At 44.0% G+C, this 14,085-nt stretch carries 13 protein-coding genes; 2 read left to right on the top strand and 11 right to left on the bottom strand.

All coding sequences use genetic code 11. The features are described from left to right. Nucleotides 1-4: 4 nt before the first annotated feature. Nucleotides 5-1,162: an endonuclease/exonuclease/phosphatase family protein gene (locus tag MHN32_RS07795; RefSeq protein WP_239421452.1), complete on the bottom strand. Its 1,158-nt coding sequence runs from the start codon at nt 1,160-1,162 to the stop codon at nt 5-7. Between the two features lie 166 nt (nt 1,163-1,328). On the opposite strand from MHN32_RS07795, the gene MHN32_RS07790 reads away from it, so the two are divergent. Continuing rightward, entirely contained in the window at nt 1,329-3,359 is a 2,031-nt protein-coding gene (locus MHN32_RS07790) for an ATP-binding protein (protein ID WP_239421451.1), read from the top strand. Between the two features lie 32 nt (nt 3,360-3,391). Here MHN32_RS07790 and MHN32_RS07785 read toward each other — a convergent pair whose 3' ends face one another. The 4 genes from MHN32_RS07785 to MHN32_RS07770 form a co-directional block, all read right to left on the bottom strand. Continuing rightward, nucleotides 3,392-4,363 (bottom strand): RimK family alpha-L-glutamate ligase, encoded by a 972-nt coding sequence (locus MHN32_RS07785; RefSeq protein ID WP_102056561.1) that lies wholly within the window; start codon nt 4,361-4,363, stop codon nt 3,392-3,394. 169 nt (nt 4,364-4,532) lie between these two features. After that, entirely contained in the window at nt 4,533-5,822 is a 1,290-nt protein-coding gene (locus MHN32_RS07780; protein ID WP_239421450.1) for a Glu/Leu/Phe/Val dehydrogenase, read from the bottom strand. An 86-nt stretch (nt 5,823-5,908) separates the two neighbouring features. After that, entirely contained in the window at nt 5,909-7,882 is a 1,974-nt protein-coding gene (locus tag MHN32_RS07775) for a UvrD-helicase domain-containing protein (protein WP_239421449.1), read from the bottom strand. A 141-nt stretch (nt 7,883-8,023) separates the two neighbouring features. After that, a complete protein-coding gene (locus tag MHN32_RS07770) occupies nt 8,024-8,485 on the bottom strand; it encodes an HPP family protein (protein ID WP_239421448.1) in 462 nt (153 codons plus the stop codon). 110 nt (nt 8,486-8,595) lie between these two features. Between MHN32_RS07770 and MHN32_RS07765 the strand changes: the two genes are divergently transcribed. After that, nucleotides 8,596-9,126, top strand: coding sequence for a TetR/AcrR family transcriptional regulator (locus MHN32_RS07765; protein WP_237117315.1), 531 nt, complete (start codon nt 8,596-8,598; stop codon nt 9,124-9,126). Here MHN32_RS07765 and MHN32_RS07760 read toward each other — a convergent pair. From MHN32_RS07760 to cyoB, 6 genes are all read right to left on the bottom strand, one after another. After that, nucleotides 9,116-9,427 (bottom strand): YciI family protein, encoded by a 312-nt coding sequence (locus MHN32_RS07760; RefSeq protein WP_010606492.1) that lies wholly within the window; start codon nt 9,425-9,427, stop codon nt 9,116-9,118. The genes MHN32_RS07765 and MHN32_RS07760 overlap by 11 nt on opposite strands. A 20-nt stretch (nt 9,428-9,447) precedes the next feature. Beyond that, a complete protein-coding gene (locus MHN32_RS07755) occupies nt 9,448-9,675 on the bottom strand; it encodes a hypothetical protein (RefSeq protein ID WP_237117314.1) in 228 nt (75 codons plus the stop codon). 551 nt (nt 9,676-10,226) lie between these two features. After that, entirely contained in the window at nt 10,227-11,105 is an 879-nt protein-coding gene (gene cyoE / locus MHN32_RS07750) for a heme o synthase (RefSeq protein WP_239421447.1), read from the bottom strand. A gap of 13 nt (nt 11,106-11,118) precedes the next feature. Beyond that, on the bottom strand, nt 11,119-11,478 hold the full coding sequence (gene cyoD, locus MHN32_RS07745) for a cytochrome o ubiquinol oxidase subunit IV (protein WP_239421446.1): 360 nt from the start codon (nt 11,476-11,478) through the stop codon (nt 11,119-11,121). Next, entirely contained in the window at nt 11,478-12,098 is a 621-nt protein-coding gene (gene cyoC, locus MHN32_RS07740) for a cytochrome o ubiquinol oxidase subunit III (RefSeq protein WP_010606488.1), read from the bottom strand. Before cyoC ends, cyoD begins: the two co-directional genes overlap by 1 nt. A gap of 3 nt (nt 12,099-12,101) precedes the next feature. Further along, entirely contained in the window at nt 12,102-14,084 is a 1,983-nt protein-coding gene (cyoB, locus tag MHN32_RS07735) for a cytochrome o ubiquinol oxidase subunit I (protein WP_239421445.1), read from the bottom strand. Nucleotide 14,085: the final 1 nt, after the last annotated feature.

Here is a 14,085-nt window from a genome sequence, read left to right as displayed (position 1 = left end):
GAGCTCACTTAACTTCCACGTCCACCCAAACTAGGCGATGATCGGAGCTGGCATGACGACTTTCCACTAAACGGAATAATTCATCTTCTTTGCTTGGCCAGAAAACCCCGCTGCTAAGTACTCGAAAGCCGAACTTGGATGGTAGTACGTAATCTACGCGTGCCCCCCAATGTGCGGTATAGCTGCGACTCGCACTTTCCTTGCTATGTTCACTTCCGCCTCTACTCGTTGGCGCTAAGTCCGAGAATACTTTAGGGTTATCTAATAATTGTTCTATCACACCAGGTCTATGTTTATCCCCTGTATCGGCAGCATTTAAATCACCGACAATGACAAACCGTGTATCATTTTTAAGGCCACCTTTAACGCCATTATCATCATAAATGTACTGGCTACGTTTAGGGTCGATATAATCGGCCATTAATCGGATCTCATCGTGATTTCTGTTGCCATTTCTATCCTCTTCACCATCAAAAACTGGAGGCGTTGGATGCATCGCCAGCAGGTGAAATAATTTACCGTTCACTTCAATTGGCAGATCCCAGTGAGATTTTGAGCTTAGTCTCAAATTTTGCCACTCTTGCTCACTATACCAAGGCTGTTTCGTCACAGGGTCTGTTGTGACCTTATGGTCTGGCATATCTTTCCAAAGAAAGGTCTGCAGAGTTCGGGCCTGCTCTTTTTTAATCGGGTACTTTGACAGTACAACCATCCCATATTGCCCCTCATATAAACCAAACCCTTGGGCATCACCGCCATAACTAGATTGCTTGCCGTCATTATCTAAATCATACGGTGTTGGTAATCCAGTATTGACTGGCGCAATATAAAAGTAAGGGTACGATATCGGCTGCTGATCCGCTTGAGGTTGCGCTAGATAGTTATTTACAAATGCCCGTACACCTTTATTTGGTTCAGCGATGTAATCAAATTCATTAAGTAGAATCACATCTGGGCGAACACGCTGAATGATTTCTGCAATATTTCTGATTTGTTGATGTTGACCATTCTGTAGCAGTTTACTGAGCTTTTGAGAGTCCAGTGCTTGCCCTTTTTGTTGATAGTTCGTTGCTTCCATACTGACATTAAAGGTAGCAACACGAAGTGTTTGTGCACTTACGACCGTTGTCATTAATAAAAAAAGTAGACCTACGTATTTCATAGACTTGCCTTAAAAAATTGTGAAAATCCCGCGTCGACTATTTTATTCATAATCCTTTGAAAAACGGAAATTATCTCGACAGATTCAAACGATTTAATGTTGGCAAGTTAGCAAAGAGCGGTTAAAGTTAAGTGATTAACTGCCTTGTACTGCCAATGTGAAATTTGTGAGTATTTTAAAACGATTACACCTCATCACCACAAACCAAGACACCACATTTGAAGAAAAGGTGACGGCGCTGCTGACACTTGGCCTCGATGTGTTTGAGCTTGATATTGCAATCGTCAGTGAAATTCAAGCTGATATATACACAGTAAGGCATGTGATCACTCCAGATAATTCTTTGTTAGCAGGTACGGATTTTGAACTGGCGAACACCTATTGCTGGCACACTTTACAAGCTGACAGCGCACTGTCTTTTCATCACGCTGGTATCAGCGAAATTGCCACTCACCCTTGCTACGCAAACTTTGGCCTAGAGAGCTACATTGGTGCGCCGATTATTGTTGATGGTAAACGCTATGGTACCGTCAACTTTTCCGCATCTAGTGCCAAAGCCCAGGCGTTCAGTCAGGAGCACTTAGATTACGTAAGTTTATTAGGTCAATGGATTGGTGTTGAAATTTCTCGGCAAAAGGCGTTAAAAAAGATACAACACCGATCACAAGCATTAGCAGCGATGAGCCGTCTTGCTGATATTGGCTCATGGGAAGTCGATTTTAAAAAGAACAAAGTGTATTGGAGCCAACAAACGCGACTCATTCATGGCGTTGATGATAACTTTACACCAACACTCGACAATGCCATCAGCTTCTATAAACCCGGCGTACATCAAGGAAACATTAAACAAGCCATAGACGACGCCATCACCTCCAAAACCAAATGGGACATAGAATCCATTATTATTGATGCCAACGGCAACGAAAAGTGGGTCGCCTCTCACGGTCAAGGTGAATATGAAAATAGCGAATGCGTTCGGGTTTTTGGTGCCATTCAAGATATAGATGAACAAGTCAAAATGCGTATTGCATTGGAGCAAAAGCGCGAAGAAGCGGAGCAACTTCTTAAAACCCGGAGTGAATTTATCGCCAAAATCAGCCATGAATTAAGAACCCCGCTGAACGGATTAGTCGGCATGCTTCAAGCGTGCAGAAAAGAAACCGACATAAAAGAAATCAAGAGCAACCTGAGCGTCGCAGTCAACAGTGCAGATATGTTGATCACATTAATAAACGACGTATTAGACTTCAGTAAGTTAAATAGTAATAACCTGAAGCTAGACAATACTCCGTTTGATCTTCATCAGTTAGTCGAACAAGTTGTAGGCCTGTACAGTCCAGCCTGTCGCGAAAAAGGGCTTTCAATTAACTTCCATATTCATAAACAAGGCACAAATTGGCTTTATTCAGATCCGACGCGAGTTAAACAAATTATTGCAAACCTCGTGAGTAACGCCATCAAATTTACACCAACGGGTAGTATCGATATTTATGCCGACGTGCTGGGAAGTGAAACTTCACCGGTTCTACAATTAAGTGTCTCAGACACAGGCATAGGGATTGCTAAGACCAATCAAGTACATCTTTTTCAGCCATTTAGCCAAGGCGATGCCAGTGTAAGTCGGCATTTTGGTGGTACTGGCCTTGGCCTTTCAATCGTATTTGAGCTCTGTAATTTGTTGCAAGGCGAAGTACAGGTAGAAAGTGAGTTGGGTAAAGGAAGTACCTTTGTCGTTACCTTCCCAATAGAATTTGCAGACGAGGCCGACGACGTACAAGAACAAAAGACTGAAGAGCAGCATATTTCCTTATCAGAATGTAATATCCTGCTTGTAGATGATAATCAAATCAACGTACTGGTGATGGAAAAGTTACTGAATCAGTTTGGTGCAACTCACATCGACAAAGTCTATAACGGAGAGCAAGCCGTAAAATCATGCCAAGACAAAACCTTTGATATTGTGTTTATGGATTGCGTCATGCCGATTATGGATGGCTTCGAAGCCACTCGCAGTATTCGTAGGCTGTCAAAAGAGAAACGCCAAGGGCCGCACATTATTGCGTTGACCGCCAATACTTCAGAGTCGGATAAGGAAGCCTGTTATGAAGCTGGCATGAATAACTTCCTGTCCAAGCCTATTCAGCTCGACGCACTACGAGGCGCGCTTGAGCCCTTCACGCACAAAAAAGGAGCTTGACCTAGCTCCTTTTTCGTTATTACTCAGCGCTATTATTCCGCTGCTTTTTCTTTGCTCGCTTTAGTACCGTTACTGCTCTTCTTTGGTTGACCAGTGCGGTTAAAGATCCCTAAGCGAATGCGTATAAAGTGTAAAATCTCTCTCGCCACATCAATGTCTACAGCCTGTTCAAGCCCCTCAAAACCTGGACTTGAGTTTGCTTCACAAATTTTAAAATGCTCTTCATCGAATAATAAGTCGATGCCAGCGACATCTAGATTCAAGATATTAGCAGTTTGTGTTGCTAGCCATTCGATTTCAGGGGTGATCGGGTGTGGGCTACCTTTTGCACCTAAACTCACGTTGGCCTTAAAGTTCTTACCGCCAGAATTGCGCTCCATACACGCTACAGCACGGCCGCCAATGGTCAATACACGTAAGTCTCGACCATGACTCGACTTCACAAAACGCTGCAAAATGATATTTGCTTTTGGATTTGTTGCTTCAATAAGTTGCATCAAATCATCAAATTCACCGCGTGATTTAGACAAAAATACGCCGCTGCCCTGCGAGCCTGACAGCGTTTTAATCACGACTGGGAAACCAATTTGCTTCTCTACCAGTTCAATATTTACAGGGAACTTAACCAACATGGTTTTTGGTGTTGGTAAGTTTTGCTCTGCAAGGATCTGCTGCGCGTACAGCTTATCTTTTACGGTTTCGATAGATTGCGAAGAGTTAAAACAATGTACGCCTAAACGTTCAAGGTGACGAATAATCGCAAGCGTAAAGTAAGTCGTGCCTGCACCCATACGCGGCAGTACAAAGTCAGGTAACGCAACCGGCTGACCATCGATTAGAATACTTTCTTCATCTTCCCTGGTTACTAATAGATCGAATTGATCTGGTGAGTAAACTTGAAGATCAATACCTTCTTCCTTTGCCACCGCCATTAATCTATCTATTTCATAAATTTCAGGTTTTAACAAACTGGCAGAGTCTTTGTAAATGATCCAACCGCGCATACGAATTGCCCCTTGAGTAGCGGAATAAGAGGGTCGCTGTCGACACGAATTGTTAAGTGAAAACACCTAAGCAGGTTCGTGTATCACCGGCCCCCAAACAAAAGCGCGATTATGTGGACTCACCAGAAAACAGTACAGCAAAAAAAATTTATCGACACAATCTAAAAAACTACTCACGATTTTCAAAGTAAGATTGTGTCCCGTGGGCTTCCAAGGCGCTCTCAATACGTTTTAATGCCAGTTTGTATACGGCATCTCGCATTTCAAGCCCTTCATCACTTCGCAGCTGCCACGCCGCTTCAAATGCATTCGATAAATATTGCGCCAATTTATCTTGCACAGTTTGCTCGTCCCAAGCCTCTCCTTGGCGATTCTGACACCACTCAAAATAGCTTACTATGACGCCGCCGGCATTAGCTAAAATATCAGGGATAACTATCACGCCCTGTTCATGCAAGATTTCGTCGGCGTCCGCCTCAATGGGTCCATTGGCAATTTCGACAATATATTTTGCTGATACTGCTTTGGCGTTATCTCGGGTGATTGCGCCGGATAGTGCTGCGGGCACCAAAATGTCCACATCCAGCGCAAGCAGCTCTTCATTACTCAGCATTTTATGTTCAACGCTTTCACATACTGAATCATCACAGTACACGGCTTTAAGCGCCTTATTGCGTTGCTTTTCTTGATAAATGCTTTCTATATCTAAGCCATCTTTAAAGTAAATCCCGCCTTTTGAATCGCTTACTGCAACGACTTTATAACCCGCTTGCTGCAACAGCCTTGCACAGTGATAGCCACCGTTACCAAAGCCTTGAATAGCTACCGTTTGTTCCGCTTTATTCCAATTATTTTTTTCACTAAGCCGCTCTATCATTAAAAATGCACCGCGACCCGTGGCGGACTCTCGCCCTTCACTCCCTCCAAAAATAAGCGGTTTACCAGTGATCACGGCAGGACTTTTTTTACGGACGATTTTCTCGTATTCATCCATCATCCAACCCATGATCCTGGCATTGGTGTACACATCCGGTGCGGGAATATCTTGATTGGGTCCAATAAAATCAGCATTAGCTCTAATATATGCTCGAGCAAGGCGCTCTAGCTCCATGGGACTTAGTGATTTAGGGTCAACGGTTACAGCACCTTTACCACCGCCAAATGGCACGCCAACCGCCGCACACTTTAGTGTCATCCAAAGGGCTAAAGCTTGCACCTCACTCATATCAGATTCTTGATGGAAGCGTATTCCGCCTTTTGTTGGGCCTAGTAAATCATTGTATTGACAACGATACGCCTTAAAATAATCAAGCTTACCGTTGTCACGACGAATTGAAATGTTGCTCGACAGCGTTCTTTGAGGCTGGGCTAACGCTTGATAGGTAGACTCGTTAACTCCTGTTTTTTCAACTATATGGTTTAATCTTTTCAACGCGTCTTTTAGTAGATCCGTACTCATCCTTTCCTCGCTTATTTTTTAATTCAACAAGTAATTGTATGAGTGCCTGGCGCAAAAAGATCAAGTCCATCAACAGGGATTAATAATTATGCGATTTCCTCTAAGAAGTAGGAAGGCGCATCATTTGGTGCTAATAAAAAGCATTGTTTCTTCGCTCTGGTTAATGCCACATAGAATAAGCGCCGCTCTTCTGCGTCAGGAAATGCCCCTTGTGCAGGTAAAAGCGCATCGACAAATGCTGGCGTTTTTACCTGTGATGGAAAGTTTCTATGCTTGAGACCAAATACTATCGTAAAGTCTGCTTCAGTCCCTTTAGCACCGTGAAAGGTGTTATGTGAAATAATAAGTTCTGGATAGAGCTGCCGCCACTGCGCAATCTTTGATTTATCAGGTAATGCTCTGTGATTTCTTGCCAGTAGGGCAACGGAAGCTTTTCCTTCGTTGCGCTGCTCGATAAGATTGAGCAGTTGTTGCGCCTGCGACAATTCGTCATCCACCATCACTTTCACCACACCCTGCCCTGCCACGCCTGTGGTATGAGAAGTGATATGCTTGGTTATTTGTTCTGGGTTGCGGCAAATAAACTCACTCGCCGTATCTAAAATGGTTTGAGGATAACGGAATGTTTTATCCAAATATGTGGTCGTCGACTTACCAAAATAGCGAGTAAATTCGGTAGTTAGGCGCATATCGCCACCACTAAAGCGATAAATAGCCTGCCAATCATCACCAACGGCGAACAATTGCGAGCCGGCTTTTTTATCTAGCAGCACCTTAATGAGCTTTGCCCGCACACGGGAGATGTCTTGAAATTCGTCGACCAAGATGAACTTCCACGGTGAAATAAACTGACCAGACTCTACGTAATAAATAGCCCGCTCCAGCATGTCATCGAAATCGATGCTAGATTCATTGCTTAGATACAGCTGATATTCCGCAAGAACTGGCATGATCACACTCATTTGATTGCTAAATTGCGTTAGTAGTTGCTCAACCTCCCCCATTATTTGAGCATGCTTCATCAATGGTAATACCTGACTTATTAAGTCTATTGCCTGTGACGCTTGCTGTGTGCTCGAACTTTTCAGAAATAGCGCAAAATCTCGCTCAAAGTGGCTTTCTTGTCGCAACGACTGCACGGTGTCTGCAATAAATTGTTTAAATAGTTTTTTATCCGTTGCTAGATTTGAAATTGTTGGCTTTACCCCTGTAACCGCTTCGATGATCTGCATGCCAAGCGAATGAAAGGTAGAGCAATTTAAGGTATTACAGAGAGGCTGACAGCGCTGACGCATCTCCGTCGCGGCATCATTACCATACGCAAGCAATAACAGCTCATTCGCCTGAGCTAATTTACGATGCAAAAGATACCCAACTTTGGCCTTGATAACGCTTGTCTTACCCGTGCCTGCGCCAGCAAGCAGTAATTGCCTGTCATCCTGGATCACACAAGCCTTACGCTGAGCTAGCGTAAGGGGATTTGATTCAATGCTGTCAAAATAGTTGGCGTCTTTTGCCAAGTAGTGTTCGACAAAAGCAGACTGAAATTCCGCAACCTCACGCTCATTCCAAAGTGCAATTTCTCGCACTGTTGCTAATTGAGGCTTTAACGAACTTGGCACGATATTGTCATCTAGGTGCTGCCAGCTGGACCATAAGGCACTGCAAACATGACGCACTAGACTTTGATTATGATGGCTAAGATATCGGCGTGTTAATAACAGCTCAATTTTACGAACTTTGACTTGCAAGTGCTTGCCATGGTGTAAAATCCAAAGTCGTTGCAATTGTTGCACTAACTCATCTGCACCTTGATTTTTAACACTTAACACATAGGTCTCGTGACCCTGTTTGATCAGGACTTTTTGAGCAAGCCAACCACGCTGAGGTGCTGGTGGAACTGTCATAGCGCTAAAGGGGATGAAACTATCAGCAGATTTCGACTTAAGGAGGAGGCCTTCTTTCGTACATTTGGCACCACGTACCCCATAAAACAGCCGACTAAAGAGATGTAATGCTATCAATTGGTCAATCAGACAAAGTAATTCCGTTGCTGCCATGCTAGCACGAAACCCAAAAACGCGCTTAATGAAATTTTGTCATCGCTATTTATTTTTTATTAATTTCAATGAACTAATCTAATACCTAGCTAACAGATTGTGCTTGAGAAGGCAGGCGAATAAGGCCTGCACATCAACATATCAAGCAGCTGTTATTGTAGTTAGCTTTGTTTTAGCCGCTAACGTTGCTTTACCAACCAGGACTAGCACCACGGCGCCAATAATCACAGGCGTAAATAAAAAGCTCCATCCCTCTAGTGCCAACATGATCAGTATTGGATTCGCGCCAGCCGGTGGGTGGGTGGTTTTTGTTACTAACATACTAAATACGCCAAGCCCCGTTGCTAATGCCAAAGTGAATTCGTTAACACCGATATACTGCGCAAAAATAATCCCGATTGTTGCGGTAATGATATGTCCAAAGATGACGTTTTTAGGCTGCGCTAGTGGACTTTCGGGCACACCAAATACCAGCACTGCCGTTGCGCCCAAAGATGCCATTAAAAAAATATGCTCAGCACTTATCGTTTGACTAAACGCCAATATTGCAATTGCGATAAACGCCCCCGCTCCAGCAATTAAAGCAAGTTGTATTTCTCTCATTGTATTCTTTCCCTTTCCAAAAAGTAGACCAACTTGTCTACTCCGCAAATGGTAGACAAGTTGGTCTACTTCTGTCAACCTATAATCACGGTAATAAACATGGCTGACTGATGAGTACAAAAAGACAACAACTGATCGATTGCGCAATGGACCTGTTCTATCAACATGGCATTCATGCCATTGGCATTAACGAAGTATTAAAGTCATCTGGCATTGCTAAAAAAACCCTGTACAACCATTTTGAGAGTAAAGAGGCACTGGTGCTTGCAACACTTGAGCAGCGGCATCACCTATTTATATCTTGGTTATCTCGTTGCCTCGAAAATGCTCGAACGAATGAACAGCTCACAGAGCAGCTATTTTCAGCGCTAGATCAGTGGATTAATAACAAAGTGGCAGTGCTGGGCGATTTCCGTGGTTGTTACTTTATCAACACGGCGGCAGAATTTGGTGAGCTTACCAATCCAATAAATCAACTATGCCAGCGGCACAAACTTGCGGTAAAAGCGTTACTCAAACAATCGTTCAACGACGCTGATGATGCCGCTGTCGAGCGCCTGTTTCTATTGAGCGAAGGGATTATTTCAACGGCCTATACCTGCCACGATACGGACGTGGCCAAGCGGGCACTCAAGAATTAAGGTATTTCTCTACTTCTGTAAAGCAAGATGCAAACTTGCTTGGCACAAACTCGATAATGTCATACCGAGCCACTTCGGCGACATAAAAGGGATCTTGACGAACAATATCAAGTAGCTCAGTTTTACTACTCGCCTTTGCCAAAATCACCCCACCAGTTCGTGGGATTTTTCTGCCAGAGGCGATAAAAGTACCATTGGCATAGAAGCGATCTAAAAACGCAATGTGAGGGGCGAGCAGCGGCTCTACCAGTTCAATTTCAGTAACATAAGTAAGGTTAACAATAAATATTGAAGCTGACATTAAACTATTTTCCTGTGAGATTATGGTTCTGATTTGGGTGCTTTTTTACGTTGTTCTTGTTTGGCTTTAGCGACATTTTTAAAAACGGGTGGTGGAATAGGAAAAATAGAGATGAGCGGCATTAAAGCCAAAAATAGATAAGCGCCTTTTGGCATTTTTTTGGCCCATAGCACGACCTTAAAAAGTAAAAAGGACGCGATAAAGATCGCCGTAAATAACAACAATACTTCTGTGATCCCTATATCCATTATTATCTTCTCATCTATTTAACCTGAGGTTTGGATAACGAATGTTCTAACTCATTACTGCTAAAACACAACTTCGTTTTTCTCTTTGTCTAGCCAGAGAGTTTTAGGGGAAACAAGGCGAATTTACGCACCAATAGCTGGCTATTGGAAGTGGATTCAACGCAGTTAGCGCTAAAACTGGCTGCTAGAAAGGCATTGATTATCCACAGCTCAGGTTACTCAATAAGCTGGATATGGAGATAAAATGGGTAAAAAGCAAGCGACGTAAAATAATACCAACTTGCTTAATTAAGTGGTCTATTTTGAGGCGAGAAAATCTTGTCGATAACTCCGCTACCGCGTCCTGCTATCGCCAAGGTACCTAAATCCGTGTAGGCAAGGCAAAAATTTTGCTATTTAGTTGTTCTAAATGAGGAATTTTTAACGCTGTTAGCGTCAGATTTACTCCTTCAAATTGAGCAAGTATTAAGTCAAATTGGTATAAACTAAGATAAGAACGAAAAAAGGCCCCGTGGGCCTTTGGATTTTAGTTACTTTGGGATAATCTGCGATCAGTACAGCATCGCAGAAACTGTGCTGTGATTATCAATCGCCATCGCGATACTTAGGACTGTGATATTGGCTATTGAGAATGCAAATACTTGCCTCGCCCAACCATGTAAATCTAAGTCTCTTTGGTATCCTTTTAGCGCCATCAATAACCACCAAAAACTGGTTGTACAGGCCACAGCCATAAATGCTATGCCGGTATAACCGCTAAGCGGCAGTAACATCACCACCAGTGCATAAATGGCGATATACAAAACAATGTGATGCTTGGCCTTTTCAATACCTTGCGCGACTGGCAACACCGGAATATTCGCGGCCCGGTAATCTTCAAAACGGAAAATCGCAATGGCATAAGAGTGCGGCATTTGCCAAAGACAAAACATCAATAATAAAATGGCAGCGCCAGAGTCAAACACCCCGCTTACTGCGCAGTAACCAACCACAGGAGGCACTGCCCCTGACAGGCTACCAACCACCGTGCCATACACTGAGTTTCGTTTCATGTATAAGCTGTAAACACCGACATAAATAAAAAACCCAAATGCGGCAAAACCCAGCGCAATCCAACTGGTGAAATAGGCTAAGAGCCCAAAGCCAGATAATCCGAGTACCAGACTATGTGACAGTGCAGCAACTGAGGAAATTTCCCCAGTTACTGTCACGCGAGTTTTAGTGCGAGCCATTGCCGCATCGATATCCCTGTCGATGACATTGTTAACTACACAACCTGACGCAACGACTAAAGATAGCCCTAGCAGAGTCAAGGCAAATAGCAGCCAATCAACTTCACCTCGAGAGGCCAATAAAAAGCCTCCTGCGACTGAAATCAAGTTTCCCATAATGATCCCAGGTTTTGTCACCTGAAAATAACGACGCAGCATGAGTACTCTCCTGTTAATACATCATCATGGCGTTCGATTCGTAGATGATCCAGACCGACAGCCCCACTACCATCACAATAATCAACGCACTAAAGATAAAGGAAAGCGTGCTTGCCTTACCTTCTTCCGTAACAAAATTCAGGTGTAAAAAGTACTTTAGGTGCACCCAAATTTGCACTAACGCCGTTGTCACTAACGTCCAAAATGTCGTGCTAGATGACAAGCTGCCACTCATCACGGCAGCAAAAGGAATGGCTGTCAAAATAACGGATAGCACAAAACCAATTAGATACGACTTCACACTACCGTGGCTGTCGTGTTCATGCTCATGAACATCCATCTGTGCTAACGCTTTAGATCCACTATGGCTCATTACATTGCCCCCATTAAATAAACAACGGTAAATACACAGATCCACACGATATCTAAAAAGTGCCAGAACAAGCTTAAGCAGCTCAAACGCGTTACCGTTTGTGGCTTAAGACCACGACGTGTCACTTCAATCATCATCACAGTCATCCAAATCAAGCCTGCCGTCACGTGCATGCCGTGCAGACCCACCAATGAGAAGAAAGAAGTCAGAAAAGCACTATGCTGCGGTCCATGACCATGTACTATTAAGTGATGGAATTCATACACTTCCATACCAATAAACACCGCACCAAAGGCAAATGTCACCGCAAGCCAAGATAAGGTTTGCGACTTTTTCTGTTTGTTTGCCGCTATCATAGCAAACCCAAAGGTAATACTACTTAACAGTAAGGCCGCGGTTTCAACCGCAACAAAGCCCAGCTCGAATATGTCTTTGCCAGACACGCCACCTGCCGTGTTCATGTACAACACGGCATAAGTGGCAAAGAACGAAGCAAACAACAAACAGTCCGTCATCAGATATAGCCAAAAACCGAATACGGTATTTGAACCTGTGTCATGATCTGCATGCTCGTGAGCATCTTCTAACGCATGCAGCGTAGCGGGAGTAATTGCACTCATGAATTAACCCTCCTGTAATGCGCGAGAAAGGTGGGCAGACTCAATCTGCTCAATCTCGTCAACCTGAACATAATAATCAACGTCGCTGGTGTAACAACGCTTAATAAATACCGCGATAGCACTGACAAAACCCACCGCCGCTAACCACCAAATATGCCAAATCATGGCAAAGCAAAACACGGTCAATGACGCGCTGATAAGCACTCCAGTCGGGGTATTTTTTGGCATGTGAATAGGCTGATAATGTGCAGGCTTTTGGTATGCCTGTCCCTGCTCTTTCATTTCTGTCCAAGCGTCAATATCGTCAACCACAGGGGTTTTCGCGAAATTGTAGTACTGCGGAGGAGAGTCCGTTGACCATTCCAGAGTATGCCCATTCCACGGATCGCCTGTGGTGTCTTGCAATTGCTCGCGGTTTTTGTAACTCACCACTAGCTGTACCACTTGGAAAACTATCCCAAACATAATGATAAAGGCACCAATACACGCGATGTATAGCCAAATGTTCCACGCTGGCGTGTTGGTATGATTAAGACGACGTGTCATGCCCAAGAAGCCGAGCACATAAAGCGGCATAAAGGCCACAAAAAAGCCAACCAGCCAGCACCAGAATGAGGCTTTCCCCCAACGCTCATCAAGCTTGTAACCCATTACTTTAGGGAACCAGTAAGCAAAACCCGCTAGATAACCAAACACTGCCCCGCCGATAATGGTGTTATGAAAGTGTGCGATCAGAAAAAGACTGTTGTGCAGCACATAATCCGCGCCAGGAATTGCAAGCAGTACGCCAGTCATCCCACCTACGGTAAAGGTCACCATAAACCCTAACGTCCAAAGGACCGGCACCGTGATCCGCAAACGACCGCGATACATGGTAAATAACCAGTTAAAGAGTTTTACCCCCGTCGGGACCGCAATGACCATCGTCATGACCCCAAAGAAAGCATTAACATTGGCGCTTGAACCCATAGTAAAGAAGTGATGTAGCCAAACAATGAAGCCCAAAATAGAAATCGCACCGCTGGCATACACCATCGACTTATAGCCAAACAGGCGTTTACCTGTAAAGGTTGAAATAATTTCTGAGAAAATCCCAAACGCAGGCAAAATCAAAATATAAACTTCAGGGTGACCCCATGCCCAGAACAGATTGATATACATCATGGCATTACCACCGGCTTCATTGGTGAAGAAGTGGAAATCCATATAACGGTCAAGCGTTAGCATCGCTAGCACCGCAGTAAGAATTGGGAAAGACGCAGCAACTAGGATATTTGCCCAAGTACAAGTCCAAGTAAAAATAGGCATTTTCATTAGCGTCATGCCAGGTGCACGCATCTTAAATACGGTTACCAAGAAATTCACGGCAGTGAGCAATGTCCCAAGTCCGGATATTTGCAATGCCCAAATATAATAATCAACCCCGACACCCGGACTAAACGACAACTCCGACAACGGCGGATACGCCACCCAACCGGTTTTTGCAAACTCACCAAATGCCAAGGACAAGTTGATCAGAATTGCCCCGCCCGCCGTCAACCAAAAACTGAGGTTATTCAAAAACGGAAAAGCAACATCTCTAGCACCAATTTGCAGTGGCAAGATGATATTCATCAAACCAATCATAAATGGCATCGCCATAAAGATGATCATGATCACCCCATGTGCGGTAAAGATCTGGTCATAGTGCTCAGGAGGTAAGTAACCGGCAGCGCCGCTTGTAGCCATCGCCAACTGTGTACGCATCATGATGGCGTCGGCAAAACCACGCATTAACATAATTAATGCCAAGATAATGTACATCACGCCTAGGCGTTTATGATCGATTGAAGTAATCCAATCGTGCCACAGCACGCCCCATTTTTTGTGTTTTGTGACCATTGCAGCCACAATTAGACCAACAATCGCCACTACAGCCAACGTCACCATAATGATGGGTTCGTGATAAGGGATTGCCTCGATGGATAATTTACCAAACAACGACATA

This window comes from Pseudoalteromonas sp. Of11M-6, assembly GCF_022347905.1.
In the GTDB taxonomy this organism is placed as follows: Bacteria; Pseudomonadota; Gammaproteobacteria; order Enterobacterales; family Alteromonadaceae; genus Pseudoalteromonas.
The sequence above is the reverse complement of the archived record's forward strand: the minus strand, read 5'-3'. Positions and strand labels throughout refer to the sequence as shown.